Annotated in this window: 25 protein-coding genes and 1 pseudogene; 11 read left to right on the top strand and 15 right to left on the bottom strand. The window is 71.7% G+C overall.

The features are described from left to right. Window positions 1-317: 317 nt before the first annotated feature. Entirely contained in the window at window positions 318-701 is a 384-nt protein-coding gene (locus AB0G20_RS10915; protein ID WP_361299102.1) for a nuclear transport factor 2 family protein, read from the top strand. 70 nt (window positions 702-771) lie between these two features. Then, entirely contained in the window at window positions 772-1,059 is a 288-nt protein-coding gene (locus tag AB0G20_RS10910) for a DUF1905 domain-containing protein (protein WP_361299099.1), read from the top strand. A gap of 41 nt (window positions 1,060-1,100) precedes the next feature. Here the strand turns inward: AB0G20_RS10910 and mgrA are convergent, their stop codons facing one another. Further along, window positions 1,101-2,093 carry an L-glyceraldehyde 3-phosphate reductase gene (gene mgrA / locus AB0G20_RS10905; protein WP_361299096.1) on the bottom strand — a complete coding sequence of 331 codons (993 nt, stop codon included), beginning with the start codon at window positions 2,091-2,093 and terminating at the stop codon, window positions 1,101-1,103. Between the two features lie 117 nt (window positions 2,094-2,210). Here mgrA and AB0G20_RS10900 point away from each other — a divergent pair, with 117 nt between their 5' ends. The 3 genes and pseudogenes from AB0G20_RS10900 to AB0G20_RS10890 all read left to right on the top strand — a co-directional run bounded on the left by AB0G20_RS10900 (window position 2,211) and on the right by AB0G20_RS10890 (window position 3,928). Next, the gene (locus AB0G20_RS10900; protein WP_361299093.1) at window positions 2,211-3,125 is read left to right on the top strand and encodes a LysR substrate-binding domain-containing protein; all 915 of its coding nucleotides are present in this window, start codon (window positions 2,211-2,213) and stop codon (window positions 3,123-3,125) included. Between the two features lie 126 nt (window positions 3,126-3,251). Then, window positions 3,252-3,371, top strand: a pseudogene (locus tag AB0G20_RS10895) (carotenoid oxygenase family protein); the annotation flags it as partial. A gap of 41 nt (window positions 3,372-3,412) precedes the next feature. After that, entirely contained in the window at window positions 3,413-3,928 is a 516-nt protein-coding gene (locus tag AB0G20_RS10890; RefSeq protein ID WP_361299090.1) for a DUF664 domain-containing protein, read from the top strand. Here AB0G20_RS10890 and AB0G20_RS10885 read toward each other — a convergent pair. Beyond that, entirely contained in the window at window positions 3,910-4,989 is a 1,080-nt protein-coding gene (locus AB0G20_RS10885; protein WP_361299087.1) for an adenosine deaminase, read from the bottom strand. The two genes, AB0G20_RS10890 and AB0G20_RS10885, sit on opposite strands and share 19 nt — an antisense overlap. Window positions 4,990-5,035: 46 nt before the next feature. Continuing rightward, on the bottom strand, window positions 5,036-5,428 hold the full coding sequence (locus AB0G20_RS10880; RefSeq protein ID WP_104786424.1) for a VOC family protein: 393 nt from the start codon (window positions 5,426-5,428) through the stop codon (window positions 5,036-5,038). A gap of 138 nt (window positions 5,429-5,566) precedes the next feature. Here AB0G20_RS10880 and AB0G20_RS10875 point away from each other — a divergent pair, with 138 nt between their 5' ends. Both AB0G20_RS10875 and AB0G20_RS10870 read left to right on the top strand, forming a co-directional pair. Then, complete coding sequence (locus tag AB0G20_RS10875) at window positions 5,567-5,968, top strand: tautomerase family protein (RefSeq protein WP_361299083.1); 402 nt, start codon at window positions 5,567-5,569, stop codon at window positions 5,966-5,968. Window positions 5,969-6,015: 47 nt separating this feature from the next. Next, window positions 6,016-6,474: a pyridoxamine 5'-phosphate oxidase family protein gene (locus AB0G20_RS10870; RefSeq protein WP_361299080.1), complete on the top strand. Its 459-nt coding sequence runs from the start codon at window positions 6,016-6,018 to the stop codon at window positions 6,472-6,474. Window positions 6,475-6,481: 7 nt separating this feature from the next. On the opposite strand, the gene AB0G20_RS10865 is transcribed toward AB0G20_RS10870, so the two are convergent. The 4 genes from AB0G20_RS10865 to AB0G20_RS10850 all read right to left on the bottom strand — a co-directional run bounded on the left by AB0G20_RS10865 (window position 6,482) and on the right by AB0G20_RS10850 (window position 10,428). Then, window positions 6,482-7,390 carry an oxidoreductase gene (locus tag AB0G20_RS10865; RefSeq protein ID WP_361299077.1) on the bottom strand — a complete coding sequence of 303 codons (909 nt, stop codon included), beginning with the start codon at window positions 7,388-7,390 and terminating at the stop codon, window positions 6,482-6,484. Between the two features lie 42 nt (window positions 7,391-7,432). After that, window positions 7,433-8,794 carry a phospholipase gene (locus tag AB0G20_RS10860; RefSeq protein WP_361299401.1) on the bottom strand — a complete coding sequence of 454 codons (1,362 nt, stop codon included), beginning with the start codon at window positions 8,792-8,794 and terminating at the stop codon, window positions 7,433-7,435. Window positions 8,795-8,870: 76 nt separating this feature from the next. Continuing rightward, complete coding sequence (locus tag AB0G20_RS10855; RefSeq protein ID WP_361299074.1) at window positions 8,871-9,761, bottom strand: glycoside hydrolase family 19 protein; 891 nt, start codon at window positions 9,759-9,761, stop codon at window positions 8,871-8,873. A 229-nt stretch (window positions 9,762-9,990) separates the two neighbouring features. Further along, window positions 9,991-10,428 carry a MarR family transcriptional regulator gene (locus tag AB0G20_RS10850; protein ID WP_361299071.1) on the bottom strand — a complete coding sequence of 146 codons (438 nt, stop codon included), beginning with the start codon at window positions 10,426-10,428 and terminating at the stop codon, window positions 9,991-9,993. Window positions 10,429-10,507: 79 nt separating this feature from the next. On the opposite strand from AB0G20_RS10850, the gene AB0G20_RS10845 reads away from it, so the two are divergent. Then, window positions 10,508-11,626 (top strand): substrate-binding domain-containing protein, encoded by a 1,119-nt coding sequence (locus AB0G20_RS10845; RefSeq protein WP_361299068.1) that lies wholly within the window; start codon window positions 10,508-10,510, stop codon window positions 11,624-11,626. Window positions 11,627-11,645: 19 nt separating this feature from the next. Here the strand turns inward: AB0G20_RS10845 and AB0G20_RS10840 are convergent, their stop codons facing one another. Continuing rightward, window positions 11,646-12,851, bottom strand: a complete 1,206-nt coding sequence (locus AB0G20_RS10840; RefSeq protein WP_361299065.1) for an RNA polymerase sigma factor — start codon at window positions 12,849-12,851, stop codon at window positions 11,646-11,648. Then, window positions 12,851-13,201 (bottom strand): YciI family protein, encoded by a 351-nt coding sequence (locus tag AB0G20_RS10835; RefSeq protein WP_361299062.1) that lies wholly within the window; start codon window positions 13,199-13,201, stop codon window positions 12,851-12,853. Before AB0G20_RS10835 ends, AB0G20_RS10840 begins: the two co-directional genes overlap by 1 nt. 106 nt (window positions 13,202-13,307) lie before the next feature. Here AB0G20_RS10835 and AB0G20_RS10830 point away from each other — a divergent pair, with 106 nt between their 5' ends. Then, window positions 13,308-14,357 carry an acyl-CoA dehydrogenase family protein gene (locus tag AB0G20_RS10830; RefSeq protein ID WP_361299059.1) on the top strand — a complete coding sequence of 350 codons (1,050 nt, stop codon included), beginning with the start codon at window positions 13,308-13,310 and terminating at the stop codon, window positions 14,355-14,357. On the opposite strand, the gene AB0G20_RS10825 is transcribed toward AB0G20_RS10830, so the two are convergent. From AB0G20_RS10825 to AB0G20_RS10810, 4 genes are all read right to left on the bottom strand, one after another. Further along, entirely contained in the window at window positions 14,354-15,559 is a 1,206-nt protein-coding gene (locus tag AB0G20_RS10825) for a serine hydrolase domain-containing protein (RefSeq protein WP_361299056.1), read from the bottom strand. The two genes, AB0G20_RS10830 and AB0G20_RS10825, sit on opposite strands and share 4 nt — an antisense overlap. 96 nt (window positions 15,560-15,655) lie before the next feature. After that, window positions 15,656-16,210: an NADPH-dependent FMN reductase gene (gene ssuE / locus AB0G20_RS10820; protein ID WP_361299053.1), complete on the bottom strand. Its 555-nt coding sequence runs from the start codon at window positions 16,208-16,210 to the stop codon at window positions 15,656-15,658. 209 nt (window positions 16,211-16,419) lie between these two features. After that, the gene (locus AB0G20_RS10815) at window positions 16,420-16,497 is read right to left on the bottom strand and encodes a putative leader peptide (protein WP_361299398.1); all 78 of its coding nucleotides are present in this window, start codon (window positions 16,495-16,497) and stop codon (window positions 16,420-16,422) included. A 172-nt stretch (window positions 16,498-16,669) separates the two neighbouring features. Next, window positions 16,670-16,846, bottom strand: a complete 177-nt coding sequence (locus AB0G20_RS10810; RefSeq protein WP_248509719.1) for a hypothetical protein — start codon at window positions 16,844-16,846, stop codon at window positions 16,670-16,672. Window positions 16,847-17,074: 228 nt separating this feature from the next. On the opposite strand from AB0G20_RS10810, the gene AB0G20_RS10805 reads away from it, so the two are divergent. Next, window positions 17,075-17,515, top strand: a complete 441-nt coding sequence (locus AB0G20_RS10805; protein ID WP_361299049.1) for an SPW repeat protein — start codon at window positions 17,075-17,077, stop codon at window positions 17,513-17,515. A gap of 126 nt (window positions 17,516-17,641) precedes the next feature. Here the strand turns inward: AB0G20_RS10805 and AB0G20_RS10800 are convergent, their stop codons facing one another. Both AB0G20_RS10800 and AB0G20_RS10795 read right to left on the bottom strand, forming a co-directional pair. Then, window positions 17,642-18,568 carry an NAD(P)-dependent oxidoreductase gene (locus AB0G20_RS10800; RefSeq protein ID WP_361299046.1) on the bottom strand — a complete coding sequence of 309 codons (927 nt, stop codon included), beginning with the start codon at window positions 18,566-18,568 and terminating at the stop codon, window positions 17,642-17,644. Window positions 18,569-18,658: 90 nt separating this feature from the next. Continuing rightward, the gene (locus AB0G20_RS10795) at window positions 18,659-19,435 is read right to left on the bottom strand and encodes a GNAT family N-acetyltransferase (RefSeq protein WP_361299043.1); all 777 of its coding nucleotides are present in this window, start codon (window positions 19,433-19,435) and stop codon (window positions 18,659-18,661) included. Window positions 19,436-19,582: 147 nt separating this feature from the next. Between AB0G20_RS10795 and AB0G20_RS10790 the strand changes: the two genes are divergently transcribed. After that, complete coding sequence (locus AB0G20_RS10790) at window positions 19,583-20,068, top strand: nucleoside deaminase (protein ID WP_361299040.1); 486 nt, start codon at window positions 19,583-19,585, stop codon at window positions 20,066-20,068. Window positions 20,069-20,098: the final 30 nt, after the last annotated feature.

The following is a 20,098-nucleotide window of genomic DNA, read 5'->3' as shown; positions in this document are numbered from 1 at the left end:
TGCCCGTTCTGCCGGCCCGGCCTCGCATCACTGCGGCTCGCGTGCTGTGCGTGAGGGCGCCGTCGCTCGATGTGAAAAGCGCTCTCGCAGGTCAGTATGTTCACTACTGAATCACTGTCACCACGACTTTCCGGCCACTCTCCTGGCATATTCACCCCCCGAGTTGGCCGAAATCCGGCGAGCTGTCGCGAGGGCCCATGACTCCGGAGGTAATCGACGCTCCCGGCGGGTGCGGGCAAGGTGGTCGTACCGGGTTCACCGGGGGTGAGATCCGGGCCCTGACCAGCAGGTTCGACCTATCCGGAGGCTGATCGCCCATGTCCGCAACCGCCCACCGCCACGAGGACGCCGTCGCCCGCTACTTCGAGGCCTGGAACGCCGGGGACCCGGTGGCGCGCACCAAGGCGGTCGCCGCCGCGTGGACCGAGGACGGCAGCTACACCGACCCGCTGGCCGATGTCAGCGGCCACGAGGACATCGCCGGGGTGATCGCGGCGGCCCACGAGCAGTTCCCGGGGTTCGAGTTCCGGCTCACCGGCGCCGTCGACGGGCATCACGACACCGCCCGGTTCTCGTGGGAGCTGGTGAGCGCGGCCGACGGCTCGGCGCCGGTCGCCGGGTCGGATGTGATCACGCTGGACGGGCAGGGCCGGATCAGGTCCGTGCTCGGGTTCCTGGACCGGGTGCCCGCCGGGGTGTGAGACCGGCGATGAGTTCTCCGGTGCCCGGCGGTCTGCATGAGGAGGAGACCGCCGAGCACCGGAGGACGTCATGGCCGTCACGGGAGAACTGGACGCGGAGTTCACCGCGGTCCTGCGCAGAAGCCCCGCCGAGGGCGGCTGGACCTATCTGGTCTGGCCCCGGTCCGTCGAGTTCTTCGGCACCCGCGGCCTGGTCAAGGTCCGCGGGACGATCGACGGGCACCCGTTCCGCAGCTCGTTCATGGCCCTGGGGGACGGCACGCACAAGCTGCCCGTGAAGGCCGACATCCGCAAGGCCATCGGCAAGGAGGAGGGCGACACGGTGACCGTGCGCCTCGAGGAGCGGATCAGCTCCTAGCGGAGCCGCCCGGGGGCGGCCGCCCCCGGGCAGGCGGACTGCTACTGCTTGACGATGGCGTCGATCCGGGCCAGTTCGTCCGCGTCGAAGTCCAGGTTGCGGATGGCGCCGACGCTGTCCTCGATCTGCTGCGCGCTGCTCGCGCCGACCAGCGCGGAGGTGACCCGGCCACCGCGCAGCACCCACGCCAGAGCCATCTGGGCCAGGGTCTGGCCGCGCGACTTCGCGATGTCGTTCAGGTCGCGCAGCCGGCCCACCAGGTCCTCGGTGAGCGCGTCCGACTTCAGGAAGGGGCTGTCGCTCGCGGCCCGGGAACCCTCGGGGATGCCGTCGAGGTAGCGGGCCGAGAGCACGCCCTGCTCCAGCGGCGAGAAGACGATGGAGCCGACCTGGAGCTCGTCGAGGGCGTCGAGCAGGCCCTCGTCCTCGGGGCGGCGGTCCAGCATCGAGTAGCGCGGCTGGTGGATCAGGAGCGGGGTGCCCAGTTCGCCCAGGATCCGGGCGGCCTCGCGGGTCTGCTCCGCGGAGTAGTTGGAGACTCCGACGTACAGCGCCTTGCCCTGCTGCACCGCCGAGTGCAGGGCGCCCATGGTCTCCTCGAGCGGGGTGTCCGGGTCGGGGCGGTGCGAGTAGAAGATGTCGACGTAGTCCAGGCCCATCCGCTTCAGGCTCTGGTCCAGCGAGGACAGCACGTACTTGCGGGAGCCCCACTCGCCGTACGGGCCCGGCCACATCAGGTAGCCGGCCTTGGTGGAGATCACCAGCTCGTCGCGGTACGGCGCGAAGTCCGTCTTCAGGAACTCGCCCAGCGCGGACTCGGCGGCGCCGGGCGGCGGGCCGTAGTTGTTCGCGAGGTCGAAGTGGGTGACGCCGAGGTCGAAGGCGCGGCGCAGGATGGCGCGCTGCGTCTCGACGGGCCGGTCCGGGCCGAAGTTGTGCCACAGGCCGAGCGAGAGCGCGGGGAGCTGCAGGCCGCTGCGTCCGGTGCGCCGGTAGGGCATGTCCGCGTAGCGGTCGGGGTGTGCGGTGTACAACGCGACTCCAGAGGGGTTGGCTCGGTCGGGAGGAAACCGGTGTCCACTCTGGCGTGACCTGCGCCCATGCGTCCAACAGAAGAATCCGATGGAATTCAGCGGCTACGCTTCTCAGTCATGGAACTGCGTCACTTGCAGCACTTCGTCGCGGTCGCCGAGGACCAGCACTTCACCCGGGCGGCGGAACGACTCCTGGTGTCCCAGTCGGGCCTGTCGGCGTCCATCCGGGCGCTGGAGCGGGAGCTGCAGACGCCACTGTTCGTGCGCACGACCCGCCGGGTGACGCTGACCCCGGCCGGGCGGGCGCTGCTCGGTGAGGCGGAGCGGATCCTCGCGCAGGTCCGCTCGGCCCACGAGGCGGTGGCCGCGGTGCAGGGCGTGCTGCGCGGCATGCTCACGCTGGGCAGCGAGCAGTGCATCGCCGGGGTGCACGTGGCGGGGCTGCTCGCCGCCTTCCGGCACCGTCATCCGGACGTGGAGATCTGTCTGCGGCAGGCGGGGTCGGGCGCGCTCGCGGAGGACGTCGAGGCGGGGCGGCTCGACCTGGCGTTCGCGGTGCGGACGCAGGCGGACAGCGACCAGCTGCGTTCGGTGCCGCTGACCAGCGAGCCGATGACGCTGCTGTGCCACTCCAGCCACCGGCTCGCCGCCGCCGGTGCGGCGGTCACACCGGAGGAGCTGGGCGGCGAGGTGTTCGTCGACTTCCAGCCGGACTGGGGCCCGCGCCGCACCACCGACACGGTGTTCGCCGCCGCGGGTGTACGGCGGACGGTGGCCCTGGAGGTGAACGACGTGCACACGCTGCTCGACCTGGTCGACGAGAACCTCGGCGTCGCCGTCGTGCCACGGCACTTCGCGCACAAGCGCGCCTCCCTGACCGCGCTGCCCGTGAAGGGCACCGGCGAGGCCGTCTACGAGACGGTGGCCCTGCTGCCGCCGGAGCAGGCGACCAGTCCGGCGGCCCGGGCGCTGATGGCCCTGCTGGAAACAGGGGGTCAGGCACCACCCCAGGAGGGTGTCCACCCGTCCTGACCCGATCCGTCCCGCGCAGCGGACTCGTGACCGTTCCCGAGACCAACCACGGTCAGGAGCAGGGCAGATGACGGATCCCGCACGACGCAGCGTGCTGCGCGGCGCGGCCGCGGCGCCGCCAGGGCCGGGGCGTCGGACCTGGTGATCCTCGCGGCCCAGGACTTCACCAGGGAGCCGGTGGCCCGGATCCATCTCCCGGGCCGGGTGCCGCTGGGCTTCCACGGGAGCTGGATTCCCGACGCGTGATTCCCGGCGCGTGATCCCCGGCGATGCGCGATGGTGGAGCTATGCATGCGAAGGACATCCTCATCGACGGTTTCAACCGCATCCGCGAAGAAGTCCACGCCACCGTCGAGGGCCTCGGGCCCGACGAGCTGAGCGCCCGCCCCTCCCCCGACACCAACTCGATCGCCTGGCTGGTCTGGCATCTCACCCGCGTCCAGGACGACCACCTGGCCGACGCCTTCGGACTCGACCAGGTGTGGCTGTCCCAGGACTGGGAGAAGCGCTTCGGTCTCGACCTGCCCCGCCGCGATACGGGCTACGGCCACAGCCCCGCCAAGGTCGCCAGGGTCCGGGTCGACTCGGGCGAGCTGCTGACCGGCTACTACGACGCCGTGCACGACCAGAGTCTGGACGCCCTGCGGGGACTCGCCGCCAAGGACCTGGAACGCGTCATCGACGAGCGCTGGGACCCGCCGGTCACCCTGGGCGTCCGGCTGGTCAGCGTCCTGTCCGACGATCTCCAGCACGTCGGACAGGCCGCCTACCTCCGCGGGCTGCTTCAGAGCGCGGCGGCGTAACCGGGCAGCACCACGTCCCGGATGAGTGCGTTCCGCTCGTCGAACGGCAGGAACGCGCTCTTCAGGGCGTTGACGGTGACCGTGCGCAGATCCTCGACGGTCCAGCCCGCCTGCTCGACCAGCAGGGACATCTCGCGGGTCATCGTGGTGCCCGAGACCAGCCGGTTGTCGGTGTTGAGGGTGACGCGGAAGCCGAGGTCCTTCAGCGCGGTGATCGGGTGCTCGGCGATCGAGGTGGCGGCGCCCGTCTGCAGGTTGGACGTCGGGCACATCTCCAGCGCGATGCGCCGGTCGCGCACCCAGCTCGCGAGCCGGCCGAGCTTGCCCGCCGCGAGGTCCGGGATGTCGTCGGTGATCCGCACACCGTGGCCGATGCGCTGGGCGCCGCACACCTGGAGGGCCTGGTGGATGCTGGGCAGCCCGTGCGCCTCCCCGGCGTGGATGGTGAACGGCACGTTCTCGCGACGCAGGTGCTCGAAGGCCGCGAGGTGGTCGGCGGGCGGGAAGCCGTCCTCGGCACCGGCGATGTCGAAGCCGACGACACCGGCGTCGCGGAACGCCACGGCCAGGTCGGCCGCCTCGCGCACCCGGTCGAACATCCGCATCCCGCACAGCAGGGTGCCGACCCGCACCGGCGTGCCCGCGGCAGCCGCCTTCGCCATGCCCGCCGCGAGGCCCTCCTGGACGGTCTCCACGACCTCGGCCATGGTCAGCTCGCCCCGGGTGTTCAGCTCGGGGGCGTAGCGCACCTCGCCGTACACGACACCGTCGGCGGCCAGGTCGAGCACGTACTCCTCAGCGGTGCGCAGCAGGCCCTCGCGGGTCTGCATCACGGCGAGGGTGTGCTCGAAGGTGGCTATGTAGCGCACCAGGTCGCCGGAGTTGGCGGCCTCGTAGTACCAGGCGGCCAGCTCGTCCGGGTCGTTGGTGGGCAGGGTGTGGCCGACCGCTTCCGCCAGCTCCACCACGGTGGCGGGGCGCAGGCCGCCGTCGAGGTGGTCGTGCAGCACGGCCTTGGGGAGGCGGCGGATCAGGTCGGCGTCTACGCGCGTAGCAGTCATGGCGGGATCTTTCCTCGAGCGGGTGGTTCGAAGCGGCGGGAAGGGGTCAGCCGGCGGGCTGGAGCAGGTCCCAGCGGTTGCCGTACAGGTCCTGGAAGACGGCGACGGTCCCGTACGGCTCGTGCCGCGGGTCCTCCAGGAAGGTCACGCCCGCGGCGGTCATCCGGGCGTGGTCGCGGGCGAAGTCGTCGGTGTGCAGGAAGAACCCGACCCGTCCGCCGGTCTGGTCCCCGACCCGTGCGGCCTGGGTCTCCCCCTTGGCGCGAGCCAGCAGCAGGCCGGTACCGGCTCCCGGGGTGCCGGGTTCGACGACGACCCAGCGTGATCCGTCGGGCCGGGGGGCGTCCTCGGCGAGGCGGAATCCGAGGGCGTCGGTGTAGAAGCGGATCGCCTCGTCGTAGTCGTCGACGACGAGGGTGACCAGGGCGATACGTCTCATCGGGGCCTCTCGGAGCGGGCGGTTGACCGGAGAGGTTATACGTAAAACCCCCGGGATGCCAACCGCCCGGTCCACTCCCTCCATCACGTCTGTAACTACTAGTATGTACACTCGCGATCAACGACACCCGGAGGCCCCATGCCCTTCGTCCGCATCGACACGCTTCGGGCCGGACCCGAGCGCCTCGCCGCACTCGGCCGTGCCGTCCACGACGCCCTGACGGAGACGATCGGCATCCCGCCCGACGACCGGTTCCAGGTCCTGGTGGACCATGACGGCACGAGCGGCACCCTGCGCTACGACGACCACCTCGGCGTGCACCGCGACCAGGGCATCGTCTACGTCGCGATCACACTGCGCTCCGGTCGCACGCCCGCGCGGAAGCAGGCGCTGTACCGCAGGATCGCGGAGCTCGCCCACGCCTACGCGGGCACCGAGCCGCGGAACGTGTTCGTCGTCCTGACCGAGAACGAGTCTGCCGACTGGTCCCTGGGAGAGGGCGTGGCGCAGTACCTCGGGAGTCCTGGGCCCCGGGCCTAGGGCCGGGGCCCGAGGCGCCGCGGCGCTCTGCCCGATAGCGTCCCGTCATGAAGATCACCGAGCCGCCCCGCACCCCCGAACAGCGCAAGACGGACCTGCTCGGCCGTCTGGAGCGGGAGATCGACATCTGGGTCGCGACGGCGGACGCCGAAGGGATGCCGTGTCTGGTCCCGCTGTGGTTCGTGTGGCACGACGAGGCCGTGTGGCTGTGCACCCGGCTGACCAACCCCACCGGCCGGAATCTCCGGGACGGCGGGCGGACCCGGCTGGCCTTCGGGGACACGCGGGACGTCGTGCTCGTGGAGGGCGAGGTGCGGACCTACCCGATGCGGGAGGCGCCGTCGGAGGCCATCGAGGCGTTCCGCGCGAAGACCGGCTGGGATCCGCGCGAGGACCACGCGTCGTACGCGTTCTTCCGGGTGCTGCCCCGAGCGGTGCAGGCGTGGTGTGAGGCGCACGAGCTGCCGCGCAGGCATCTCATGCGGGAGGGTGTCTGGGCCGTCTAGCCGTGGCTCAACCGGCCTTGCCGTGCAGCGTGTTGAGCCGGGTCAGTTCCTCTTCGCCGAGGCGGATCGCGCCGGCCGCCACGTTCTCCGTGAGGTGGTCGGGGTTGCCGGTGCCGGGGATGGCGAGGACGTGGGGGCCCTGGTGCAGGGTCCAGGCGATGCGGATCTGGGCGGGGCTCGCGCCATGGGCCCGGGCCACGGCGCGGAGCTCCTCGTCATGGGCGGTGACGGCGCCGTGCTCACCGGCCTCGCCGGCGACGGCGAAGAACGGCACGAAGGCGATGCCCTGTTCGCCGCAGATGCGGAGCAGTTCGTCGGTGTCGGGGTCGGGGCGGTCGAGGGCGTACCGGTTCTGGACGCAGACCACGGGGGCGATGGCCTGTGCCTCGGCCAGATGGCGAGGCTCGACGTTGGAGATGCCGAGGTGGCGGATCAGACCTGCCTCGCGCAGCTCCGCGAGGGCGCCGAAGTGCTCGGCGATGGAGTCGCACTTGGGCATCCGGCGCAGGTTGACCACGTCCAGGTGGTCGCGGCCGAGCTGGCGCAGGTTCTCCTCGACGTGGCCGCGCAGGTCCTCGGGTCGGGCCGAGGTGCCCCAGTCGCCGTCCCAGGCCCGGTAGGGGCCCACCTTGGTGATGATGACCACGTCGTCGGGGTACGGCGCCAGCGCGCTGTTGATGAGTTCGTTGGCGGAGCGCAGCGACGAGAAGTAGAAGGCGGCCGTGTCGATGTGGTTGACGCCGAGGTCGATCGCCTTGCGCAGGACGGCGATCGACCTGCCGCGGTCGCTCGGTGTGCCGTGGTGGAAGGCGGCGCTGCCCGTCAGCCGCATCGCGCCGAAGCCGAGGCGGTGGACGGGCAGGTCGCCGAGTTTCCAGGTACCCGCGGCGTCCGCGGTGATCATCTGTGAGCTCATCGGCGGAGTCTCACACACGACGCGCGGACCGGCGAACCCGGTTTACGGATACGTGTACGAGTTGAGGGTGGTGACGGCGGAGGCCGGGTTGCCGCGGTCGTAGTGGTCCACGGCGAGGAAGTTGGGCTTCTTGCGCGCGGCCGGCTGGCAGAACCTCTGGGCGCGGTCGGCGAGTTTGGTGTTGTCGGTGCCGGCCGTGCCGGTGATCGGGACGTCACGGAAGTGGTTCATGACGAACAGCGGACGGAATCCGGGCTCGGTGCGGGTCAGCGGGATGTTGGTGTCGGCGCCGTACCAGCGGCTGTAGCAGGACCAGTCGGAGGTGCCGACCCCCGAGCCCATGGACCAGTAGTTCTCGACGGTCCACTCGCGCTGGTACATGACGCCGAAGCTGTCCCGGGTCAGGCCCGCGGCCTGGTCGGCGGAGCGGCTGTGATCCGTGAAGATCAGCAGCCGGTCGCCGGCGGCGGCCAGATCCGCCATCGTGGGCCAGCCGTTCTGCCGTACGCCGGTGAGGTCGGGCCGGTAGAGCACGTCCGACAGGCCGCTGACCCGGGCGAGTTCGGCGCGCAGGACGGCCGGGTCGACGTAGTCCTCCAGGAAGACGGTGACGAACTGGTCCGGGTGGGCCTTCAGGAAGTCGACCATGCGCTGGAGGTCGACCCACAGGGCGACGGGCCTGCTGACGAGGGTGCAGCTGTTGTGGCAGAGGATCGCGCCGTCGGGGGTCTGGTGGATGTCCAGCATGAATCCCCGTACGCCGTCCGCGAGTTGGCCTTCGATGCCGCGGGTCTGGTTGGGCACGAGGTTGACGAAGGGCGGGGCGAAGCCGCCGTCGACGCCGTTGGCGTACGCGTTGTGCGTGGTGAGGAACGTGACCTGGTCCAGGGTGCGCCGCTCCTGGGGCGGCATGGGGCCGGTGGCGGGGTCGACCGGGGTGAGGTACCAGGAGGCGAGGTCGCCGGAGCCGCCGAGGGCGAGCCGGGCGGGGTAGGTGGCACCGGACGGCTTGGGCGCCACCGTGAGGTGACGCGCGGTCCCCGGGGCCTTGAGCGTGTAGCGGTCGGCGCCGAGAGGACTGATCTCCCACCCGGCGTCCGCACTCGCGCAGGCGACGGTCGCGGCCTGGTCGCCGCTGCGGCCGAGGCAACGGCCTGGTGCGTCCGTGCTCTCCAGGAGATACGAGGAGCCGCTCGGCTTCAGCCGCCACTGCTGGCGGTCCTCGTTGCCGCGGGGTCTGTGCTGCTCGACCGCTCCGCCGTTGTCGGCCGCGTTGAGCCCGGTCGTGGCGCTCTGGACGTAGTACGTACCCGGAGCCGGAACGGCGGCGGCAGCGGGCTGGGGGGCCACGACCGCGGCGGCCAGCGCCGCGGTCGTGGCGAGCAGGGCGTGGGGGGTGCGCAGTCGCATGAGGGATGCCCTTCGGTCAACCAGTCAGGTTCATGACATCCCGCATGACACCACGCCGCGCGGTCCGGCGTCAGCAGTACAGGTTGCCGCCGGGCGAAGTCCCGAGGATCTGCGTGAACCGCTGGTAGTTGTTCACGCGGCTCTGCACCTGTGCCGGGTTCTTGCCGTCGCACTCCAGAGAGCCGTTGATGCTGCGGATCGTCTGGCCGAAGCCTGCGCCGTTCACCATGGCGTTGTGCGGGGTCATGGAACCGGGGCCGGTCTGGGTGTTCCAGTACCACAGGGCGGTCTTCCAGGCGACGGCCGAGTCGTTCTGCACCAGCCAGGGGTTGTTCAGCAGGTCGATGCCGAGCGCGTCGCCCGCGGCCTTGTAGTTGAAGTTCCAGCTCAGCTGGATCGGGCCACGCCCGTAGTAGGCGGCCTGCCCGGCCGGACAGCCGTAGGGCCGGCTCCAGTCGCAGTAGTGCGGATAGTTGGCGGTGTTCTGCTCCACCACGTGCACCAGGCCGCCGGTCTCGTGGCTGACGTTGGCGAGGAAGGCGGCGGCCTCCTGCTTCTTCACCGTGTCGCTGCCGGTGTTGGCGAAGCCGGGGTAGGCGCTGAGGGCCGCGGTGAGGCCGCTGTAGCTGTAGAACGAATTGCGGTTCGGGAACATCTGGTTGAACTGGGCCTCGCTCACCACGAAGCGCGCGTCGGGCGTGCCCGGACCGTTGTCGCAGGCGTACGGCTCCCAGTACCAGGTGCTGATGACCGGGTCGTAGCCCGGGTTGGCGTGCTCGGCGATGTACGCCTTGCCGTCGGTGTAGCGCACGATGTCGCCGGCGGCGTACGACTTCCCGGCCGTCCAGTTCGGGTAGCTGGAGCACGCGGCGGCCGAGGCGTTCGAGGCGGGCAGGAGCACCGGCGCGGTGCCGGCGAGGGCGAGGGTGGCCAGGACTGCGGAGATGCGGCGTCTCGACACGGGTTCAACTCCTTTGCGGAGCACGGCCGCACCCTGACAAGGGCAGGGTGAAGCAGGCCCTTGACCGCACGCGCCGGTGGTCCGGTCACGGCGTGGGGGCGGCCGTGGTGGGGGGCTGTGGAGGGACACTCAACCGCGTTGGTCTGTACCAGTCAAGGGTGTAGACCAGTCAGGTATAGACCTGCCGTATTCGCGCTGGGTGACGGCCCGTCATTCCCTCGCCGGGGGCTCACACGTGCGCCGCGTCCTCCAGCGTCGCCGCCAACCGGTTCAGCAGGGACCGCAGCAGGTCGTCTTCGCCCTCCCCGAGCGAGGGCCGCCCGGCGCGGACCGCGCGGTCGACGCGCTGCCAGTACTCCTGTCCGCGCGGGGTGAGATGGGCGAGGATGCGGCGCCGGTCGAACGGGTCGACCCTGCGGTGCACCAGGTTCTGGTCGACGAGCTGGTCGACCAGCTTGGTCAGCGTCGGAGGCGGCAGGAAGGCGGCCTCCGCGAGCCCCGTCATGTGATGCCCCTCGCCGTCGGACAGCGAGGCCAGCACCCGCCAGGCGTCGAGCGAACAGCCCTCCGCCTCCAGAACGCCCTGCAACCGCCGCGCCGCGAGCCGTTCGGCCCGCGTCAGCAACTGCACGAGGTCGTCGGGCCGACGCGGGGTGGGGCTGGGCATCCCTGCTCCTAGGTCACGAGGGGTGTCCATCGTAGGAGACGCACTGGAGTTCGTCCGGTGGAGCCGGAATCATGACGCCATGTTCCGGCACGACCTTTCCGGGCCCGAGTGGTTCACGGCCGACGACTCCGTGCTCGGCGTGGCCCTCGTCTTCCCCCTCCAGGGGCCTGCCGGGATCTTCGGGCCCACCTGTGAGCTGTGCGCGCGGCTGGCCGCCGAGGAGGTCAACCGGGACGGCGGCGTGCTCGGCAGAGAGCTCCGGCTGGTGCCGGTCGACGGCGCGGGCGCGCCGCACGAGATCGCCGACGAGGTCGAGGCGCTGGTGGACCTGGGTGCCGTGCAGGGCGTCACCGGCTGGCACATCTCCTCCGTACGGCAGGCGCTGGCGCCGCGGATCGCGCACCGCGTCCCGTACGTGTACACCGCGCTGTACGAGGGCGGGGAGGACACGGCGGGGGTGTTCCTGACGAGCGAGACCCCGCGCGACCAGCTCCGGCCGGCGATGGATCTGCTGGCACGCGAACGCGGGGTGCGGCGCTGGTTCGTGGTGGGCAACGACTATGTGTGGCCGCGGCACACGGCCCGCTCGGCCCGCCACTACGCCCGGGACCGCGGCGGGTGCGTCGCCGGTGAGGCCTATCTCCCGCTGGGCACCCACGACTTCGAGCCGGTGCTGCGCCGCGTCGAACGCTCGGACGCCGACGCGGTGCTGATGCTGCTCGTCGGCAGTGACGCGGTGCGCTTCAACCGGGCGTTCGCGGCATACGGCCTGCACGCGCGCTGTCTGCGGCTGAGCACCCTGATGGACGAGAACATGCTGGTGGCGAGCGGCCCGGCGGCCACCGACGACCTGTACAGCACGGCCGGGTTCTTCGCCTCGCTGGCCAATCGCGACACCCTCGACTTCCACGGCCAGTACGCCGCCCGCTACGGCGTCCAGGCCCCCGCCCTCGGCAGCCTCGGCGAGTCCTGCTACGAGGGTGTGCTGCTGCTGGCCGCACTGCTGAAGAGGGCCGGGACGCTGGACGTCTCGGCGATCGGCGCGGCGGCGGGAGCGGGGGCGGTGTCGTACGAGGGCCCGCGCGGGCTGCTGCACCTGCGGGACGCCCATGTGCGCCAGCGGATCTACCTGGCGCGGGCCGACGGGCTCGACTTCGACGTCCTCACGGAGCTGGACCTGCCCGCCTCGCGGTCCTGACGAGTGGCCCGGCCGGTCTTCACGGACCGTCCGGCCGGTGCCGTGCGAATGCTCTCCTGCGACGCTCGAGGAACGCGCGTTGCGCCGGGTTCTCGGCGAGCGCGACGGCCCTGTCGTACGCCCGTACCGCCTCGGTGTCGCGGCCCAGACGGCGCAGCAGGTCGGCACGGACGGCGTGGAGGACGTGGTAGCCGTCGAGGTCGAGGGCGTCCACGAGCGTGAGGGCCGGCCCGGGGCCCTCGGTCTCGGCCAGGGCGACGGCCCGGTTCAGCGCCACGACCGGGCTCGGGGCGATGGTCATGAGCTGGTCGTACAGCCGCCGGATCTGCGCCCAGTCGGTGGCCTCCGCGGTCGGCGCGTCGCTGTGGACGGCCTGGACGGCGGCCTGGATCTGGTAGGGCCCGGGCCGGTTCCGGCGCAGGCAGCGGCGAACGAGCTCCTGGCCCTCGCGGATCAGGTCGCGGTCCCAGCGAGCGCGGTCCTGCTCGGGCAGCGGCACCAGTTCGCCCCGGTCGCTCCCGCGGGCGTCCCGGCGGGACTCGACGAGGAGCATCAGCGCGAGCAGGCCGGTCACCTCGGGCTCGTCGGGCATGAGTTCCGCCAGCAGCCGCCCGAGCCGTACGGCTTCGCCGCACAGCTCGGGCGAACCCTCGTACCCCTGGTTGAAGACCAGATAGACGACGGCCAGGACCCCGCCGAGCCGGTCGGGCAGATCCGCGTCGCGGGGCACCCGGTAAGGGATCCCGGCGTTGCGGATCTTCGCCTTGGCGCGGACGAGCCGCTGGGCCATGGTCGGCTCGGGCACGAGGAAGGCGCGCGCGATCTGCGCCGTGGTGAGGCCGCCCAGCAGCCGCAGGGTCAGGGCGACCCGGGCCTGGAGGGCCAGCGCGGGGTGGCAGCAGGTGAAGATCAGGCGGAGCCGGTCGTCGCGCACGGGGCCCTCCTCGGGCGGTGCGTCGGGGGTGTGCAGCAGGGCGGCCTCGGCGTGCCGGGCCGGCCGGGACGCCTCGCGGCGCAGGCGGTCGACGGCGCTGTTCCGGGCGGTCGTGATGATCCACCCGGCCGGGCTCGGCGGGACGCCGGTCTCCGGCCAGCGCCGAACCGCCGCGGTGAAGGCGTCCTGGACCGCTTCCTCGGCGAGGTCGATGTCGCCGAGGAAGCGGACGAGGACGGCGACCGCGCGGCCGTACTCCGCGCGGAAGACCGCCTCGACGTCCACGTCCATCAGTCGGCGTCTCCCATGAAGGGACGGACCTCGATCGGCAGGGTCGTGGCCAGGGCCGCCTTGCGCCCCCACTCCAGGGCGGCGTCCAGATCGGGTGCCTTGACGAGGCAGATGCCGCCGAGCATCTCCTTGCCCTCGGCGTACGGCCCGTCGGTGATCAGGACATCGCCGTCGCCGGGTCGCAGCACCGTGGAGGAGTCCGGGCCGTGCAGCCCTCCGGCGAAGACCCAGGCGTCCGCCTCGCGCAGCTCCTGATGGAAGGCGTCGAGGTTCCTGCCGATCTCCTCGAGGGTGTCGGGGTCGGGCATACCGCCGACCGGCTGCATCACGCTCAGCAGGTAGTACTTCATGACGGCCTCCTTGGCCTGACGTCGTCCGGGTGTCCCCGCACCTCCTACACGAACGACACAGCCCCGGATCGACACCCCGCGCCGCCCGACCGCGAGAATTCCTCCCATGACCACCACACCCCATCCCCTCGTCACCGGCGTACAACGACTGGCGCGCGATCTGCTCGTCCCGCAGGCCGAGCGCGTCGACCAGGAGGGTGTGCCCGCGAGTCATGTCGACGCGGTGAAGCGGGCGGGGCTGCTGGGGGTGGTCGCGCCGCAGGAGTACGGCGGGGCCGACGCGCCCGTGGCCGTGGCGCGGGAGACCGCGGAGATCCTGGCCGGGGCGTGCTGCTCCACATGGTTCGTGCAGACACAGCACCACACACCGGTGAAGCTGCTCGCCACCCACGACTCGCCCGTCCGGGAGAAGCTGCTGCGTCCCCTGGCGACCGGCGAGCTGATGGCGGGCATCGCCTTCGCCCATGTCCGTGCCTTCCCCCGGGTGCCCGTGCGGGCCGTTCCCGAGGAGGGCGGCTGGCGGTTCGAGGGCCGGGTGCCCTGGTACACGGGCTGGGGTCTCAACGACGTGATGCTGCTGGCCGGGGTGACGGACGCGGCCGAGGTGGTGTTCGCGTTCGCCGAGGCCCGCGAGCAGCCGGGGCTGACACCGTCGGCACCGATGCGGCTCGCGGCCCTCACCGCCGCCCGCACGGTGTCCCTGGAACTGGACGGCCTGCGGGTGCCGGAGGAGGCCGTCGTGCTGCGCACGTCGCAGGCGGAGTTCGCCCTGGTCGACCTGCCCCGGGCCGCCAACGCCAGTCCGGCCGTGTTCGGGGTGGCGTACGCGGCGCTGGACCTGGTGGCGCAGACCCCGGACGGCCGGGAGACGGCCCGGTCGCTGCGGGCCCGGCTCGACGAAGTGCGCCGGGAGGCCTACGCCCTGGCCGATCGGCCCGCCCCGCACGACTCCGTTCCGCAGCGACTGGCCGTGAAGACACGCGCGCACGACCTCCTGCGCGCGGCCACGACCGCGGCGATCGTGGCCGGGGGCGGCCGGTCCATGTCCCTGGACAGCCGGGCGCAGCGGCTGGCGCGCGAGGGGATGTTCCTGTTGGTGCAGGGCCAGACGGCCGAGGCCCGCAGGACGCACCTCGGCTCGCTGGCTTCGGGTTAGCCGAGGCGGGGCACGGCGGGCGCCTGGTCCGTCCGCGCCGGGATCCGGCCGCAGAACTCCGCTTCGACGACGTTGACGTACAGGGAGGAGTCCTGGAGCCAGTCGCCGTTGACGTTGAACGTGAGCTGGTGCTCGCCGTCCTGGGTGCCGACCATCGCGGACAGGGAGCCGTTCGTGGAACCGCTCTTGCCCACCACCTTCACCCCGCAGGACAACTGCGCGAACTCGACACCGAGTCCGTACCCGAGGCCGTGCCCGGCCGGGACCTCCTCGAACATCTCCTTCGTCTGCTGCGGTGGCAGCAACTCGCCCTTCACGAGGGCCCGTTGGAAGCGGTTGAGGTCGCCGCTGGTGGAGATGACGTCGCCGGCCGCGCCGAGCCAGGTCATGTTCTGTTCGGTGGCGTCGTGGATCTCGGCGTCCGGGGTGGCGTCCTGGTCGAGCCGGGAGTAGCCGACGGGGTGGGGCTTCGGCATGTGGGGTGATGTGCCGGGGAACGATGTCCCGCGCAGCTTCAGCGGCCGGATGATGCGGCGGGTGATCTCCTGCGCGTACGAGTGGCCCGTGGCCTTCTCGACGACCATTCCCGCGAGGACGAAGTTGGTGTTGGAGTACGACGGCCGGCTCTCCGGGTCGGGCTGCGCAGGGGTCTTCAGGGCGATCGCCACGAGTTCCTCGGGTGTGTACGTGTCGTACCGGTGCTCCGGGAAGCCGAGCCCTGTGGTGGCGTGGCTGAAATCGGGGTCGTCGTTGTAGTTGGCGATGCCGCTGGTGTGGTTGAGCAGTTGCCGCAGCGTCACCTTGCCGCCGTCGTAGCCGTTGCCGCGCAGCAGGCCGGGCAGCCATCGCTCGACCGTGTCGTCCAGGTCCAGTCTGCCTTCCGCATCCAGCTGGAGCAGGACGGTCGCGACGAACGGCTTGGTGATGCTGGCCCCGCGGAAGTGCTCGCCGGCCGACCGTTTGCGGCCCGTGCCGGTGTCCGCGTATCCGGACTGCCCGAACCAACTCCCCTTTTCGTCACGGACCTTGGCCGCCACTCCGGGGAGGCCCCCCTGCTCGACCAGAGCGCGTAACGCGGTCCGGGTCGCCTCGTGGCCGTGTTTCGGTTCCGCTGCCTGCGCTGCCGGGGCGAGTGCCGCCGTGCCGGCGGACAGCGCCACGGCCAGGGCGATCGAGACGGTGCGTGCGACGCGCTGCTTCATGGGTGTGTGCCTCCTGGTCACCGAGAGGGCGGGACTGCCCCCTCGGTGACCAGGACGCCCAAGTCCGGCTCCAGGGTTGATCTTTGGCGGCGACTGTCAGCCCGCCACGGCCAGCAGCGGGGTGCGGCCGAGCGCGGCGGAGAACTGGTCGACCACCTGGCCGAGTGCCTCGGTGGCGGCCGGCGCGACGGTCAGGGAGCCGTCGTCCTGCACGGTGATGTCCTTGTCGAGAGTGAACCAGCCCTGCACGATGTGGGCCGCGCCCATGGAGTTGAGCACCGGGCGCAGGGCGTAGTCGATGGCCAGGACGTGGGCGACGCTGCCGCCGGTGGCGAGCGGCAGCACGGTCTTGCCGGCGAGGGCGTACTGCGGGAGCAGGTCCAGCAGGGCCTTCAGGACACCGGAGTAGGACGCCTTGTAGACGGGTGTGCCGACGACGACGCCGTCGGCCCGCGCGAACAGCTCGGTGGCCTCGACGATCGCGGGGTGACGGAAGTCCGCGCCGAGCAGCGCCTCGGCGGGGATCGTGCGGACGTCGAGCGGGATCACGTCATGGCCCTGGGCGGCCAGCCGCTTGTCCAGGTGGCGGAGCAGTCGGCTGGTGCGGGACGAGGCGGAGGGGCTGCCGGATACGGACAGGACGGTGGCCATGGGTTCTCTTTCCGGGAGAAGGCGCGACTGCGCGGGGCACCGCCGAATTCGGGGACACCATAGGAGAACGGGCGCGCCGGAGCACCGAATTCAGGGGTGAGGAGAATTCACCGCACGGGGCGTTCCGTACGCACGGGGCGTTCCGTCGAGACGACAACTGTCGGCCGACGGCGGATACGGCGGTGTGAGGAAGCGGCGAGCCGGGAGACTCAGGCTGCGGCGCGACAGGAAGCGCTGGAGACGCGTGCGAGGTCGACGTGGCGTCGCCGCGTGAGCTCCAGTCGCATGGTCATGCCATGGATCGTGGCAGTGGAAGTCGAGGGCCGTCAAGGAATGCGCGGCTCATCTCGTATCCCGGACCGGGCATTTCACGAAAGGCGCCCGGGAAAGGCATGCGCGCGCCCTCGGTTCGGCACGGCCTGGCGCGCGCTCCGTCGCTGCACGGGCGTGTGCCGGATCTCAGCCTTCGTCCGCCGGAACGACCACGAGGAAGGCGTCCGACTCCAGGTCCATCACGACCGTGGCGGGCTCGCCCTCGGCGCGGCGGCGCGCCGCGTACTCCTCCGCGGGCCACGATCCGCGCGGAGACCCCGCCGGGAACCGTTCCAACACCTTCGCGCTGATGGCCGCAGTCACGTCCGCTGCCCTCCCCTGTCCCGCGCCGCCCGCCGGGCGACGTCGATCGGTCGCTGTCGTACACATCCGGATGCCCCCGATCCGCCCGGACATGTACCGCCGGGTAGGTCCCGCATCCCCCGCAGACCCCTACACATAAAGGAAAAGTAAGAGCAGAATGCTACTTACGCGGCGCTTACCGCATACCCCTCCAGACGCGGTCGCCCTGCACCATGAAGGAGACGAGTCATGGCCAACGTCTCGCCCACCAGGGGTGACATAACCAGCCACCCCGATGCCTCCGAGATGCGGGATCGGTACGCCCGCGTGCTCGGCGGCCGCGATGTGGCGCTCGTGGACGGACCGGTGTTCCTGCTCGGTCTGTACTGCGCCGCCTCCCCGTGGATAGTCCACTACACGACCAGCCAGCCGGCGCTCGTGGCCCACAACCTGATCATGGGTATCGCGATCGGCCTGCTGGCGCTCGGGTTCACTCGCGCTCCGGAGCGCATGTACGGCCTGAGCTGGGCCATGTGTGCCCTCGGGGTGTGGCTGGTCATCTCGCCGTGGGTCGTCGGTGAAAGCCCGGACGCCGGTGTCGTGTGGAACAACATCATCATCGGTGCACTGGCCGTGATCCTGGGGCTGGTGTGCGCCGGAACGGCGGCGAAGGCCTCGTCCAGGCCGTAGCGCCCGCCGGAAGGGAGCCGAAGGCCGGTCCGCGCCCCGGACCGGCCCGTTCATGTCCGCGCCGCCCAACAGCCGCAGGCACCGCACACATCCCGGGCCGTGCTGCCGTCTCAGGCCGCGCGGACCTCAGGACCGGCTCGCCGACCGCATCGCGGCGAGCCCCTCACCGCTCGACGCGTAGAGCGGCCTCCAGCCGAGTTCGCGTTCCGCCTTGGCGCAGGACACACGGAGCCGGGACGACATCATGGTGTGCGCGTACGACATGGGTTTCATCAGCCACAGCGGCACGGTCATCGGCTTCGGCAGTCCGAACGCCCGGGCCACGGCCTCGACGTGGGTGCGGAAGCCCATCGGGGTGGCGTCCGCGATGTTGTAGGCCTGCCCCGGCCTGCCACGCTCCACGGCGGCGACCACCGCGCGGGCGGCGTCGGTGAGCTCCACCCACGGCAGCACGCGGCCCCGGTCGCCGGGCACGGGGAGCTGTCGCCTGCGCAGCAGAGGCAGCAGGGCGTCGGTGCCGCCGGGGCCGTAGAACAGGCCGAAGCGCAGCGCGATGCCCTCCAGCGCCGGCGACTCGAAGGCGAGCCGCTCCTTGGTCCGCATGGCCGCGATGTGCCGTTCCCGCCGCGGTGTGCCGCCGGGCGGGCCGAAGGGGTCGTCCTCGGTGAGCGGGCGGTCGCCGTGGTCGCCGTAGCCGTACCCGAAGACCATGGACTCCACGATGAAGCGGCGGGCCCCGGTGGCACGGGCGGCCTCGACGAGGTGGGCCGTGCCCTGGGTGCGCAGCGCGTCGGTGGCGTACATGTCGCGGTCACGCATGGGGGGCTTGCGCAGGGCGGTCGCGGCGTGGATCACGGTGTCGAAGTGGCGCCCGTCGACGGCGCGCAGCAGCGCGTCACGGTCCATGAGGTCGGCCCGGATGCCGTTCTCCCCGCTCCGGCCGAGACCGGTGACCTTGTGGCCCGCCTCGGTCAGGGCGTGGGTGATGTGCCCGCCGAGGACACCGCTCGCGCCGGCCAGGAGGATGCTCTGGTTCCTGTCGTTCGTCGTCATGACCATGCGACGGATCGGGCGGGCGCGGATGTGACATCGCATCCGGGCGGATGCTGCATCCGCCCGCCGCGCGGCCAGGACGTGCAGCGGCTAGGACGTGTACACGTACGGCGTCGTGGTCGTCAGCGGCACGAAGCCGAGGTGTTCCAGGATCGGCCGGCTCTGGCTGGAGGCGTCGACCTGGAGGTAGCGGTAGCCGCGGGCGGCGGCGGCATGGGCACGGTGGGCGACCAGGGTGCGGTAGATGCCGCGGCCACGCCAGCCCTGGACGGTCCCGCCGCCCCACAGGCCGGCGAAGGGCGTGCCGGGTACGAGTTCCATACGGGCCGCGCTGACCGGCTCGTCCCCGGCCATCGCCACGACGGCGACGACGGTGTCCGGGTCGGCCGACAGCCGGGCAAGGAGCTGGTGGCGCAGCCAGGAGCTGTCCGCGCCGAACGCCTGCTCGTGGACGGCCGCCACGAGATCGACGCCCGCCGGGTCGGTGACCGGCACGACCCGGACGCCCTCGGGCGGCGAGGCGGCGAGGGCGAGATCGCCGACCCGGCCGATCATCAGCGTCTCCTCCGGCTCGGGGACGAACCCGGCCGCGCGCAGCCGCCGCCCGAGGTCCGCCGGCCGGTCGTGCCCGTACAGCTTCCACTCGAAGTCGAGGCCGAGCCCGGTGTAGTGGTCGATCTGCCCGGCGATCGCGGCATCCGCTCCGGCCTCGTCGAGGGCGGACCACACGACGCCGTTCCAGCCCTGCGCGGAGGCGACCTGGCGAACGACGCCGCCGGTCCGCTCGACACGGGCGCCTGGACCGTCCGGCCGCGCTCCCGCACGCAGGTCGCGGTCGAACAGGGCGAGCAGCTCGGCATGATCCATGGGCAGACTTCAGCAGCCGCCGGGCCGGACGGCAAAGGGTTTTCCGGGACAGCGGCACCCCTGGGCCCCCGGCCCCGTTCCTTTCCCCCGGTGCGCCGGCGCCATAGGGTCCTGTTGATCACATCGTCACGGGAAAGGCCGGCCCCCATGGTCGTGAAGGACACGGAACTGCCGCATCTGCGCCGCTGCGTGGAACTCGCGGCCGAGGCCCTGGAGGCCGGGGACGAACCGTTCGGTTCGGTCCTGGTGGGCGGGGACGGCACCGTCCTCGGCGAGGACCACAACCGGGTGGCCTCGGGCGATCGCACCCGCCACCCCGAGTTCGAGCTGGCGCGCTGGTCGGCGGCGCACCTCACGCCCGAGGAACGGGCGGCGGCCACGGTCTACACCTCCGGCGAGCACTGCCCGATGTGCGCGGCCGCGCACGCCTGGGTCGGCCTCGGCCGCATCGTCTACGTCGCCTCGTCGGAGCAACTCGGCGCCTGGCTGGGCGAGTTGGGTGTCCCCGCACCGCCGGTGCGGACACTCCCCGTACACGAGGTAGCACCCGGTGTAGCCGTGGACGGCCCGGTACCCGAACTGACTCAACAGGTACGGGAGTTGCACATCAGGTTCCATCGCGGACGCGACTGAGACAGGGGGCGCCCCGGGCCGAGAGTGCCG

Source organism: Streptomyces sp. NPDC024017 (assembly GCF_040638895.1).
In the GTDB taxonomy this organism is placed as follows: Bacteria; Actinomycetota; Actinomycetes; order Streptomycetales; family Streptomycetaceae; genus Streptomyces.
This window is presented reverse-complemented; position numbering and strand designations above follow the sequence as displayed.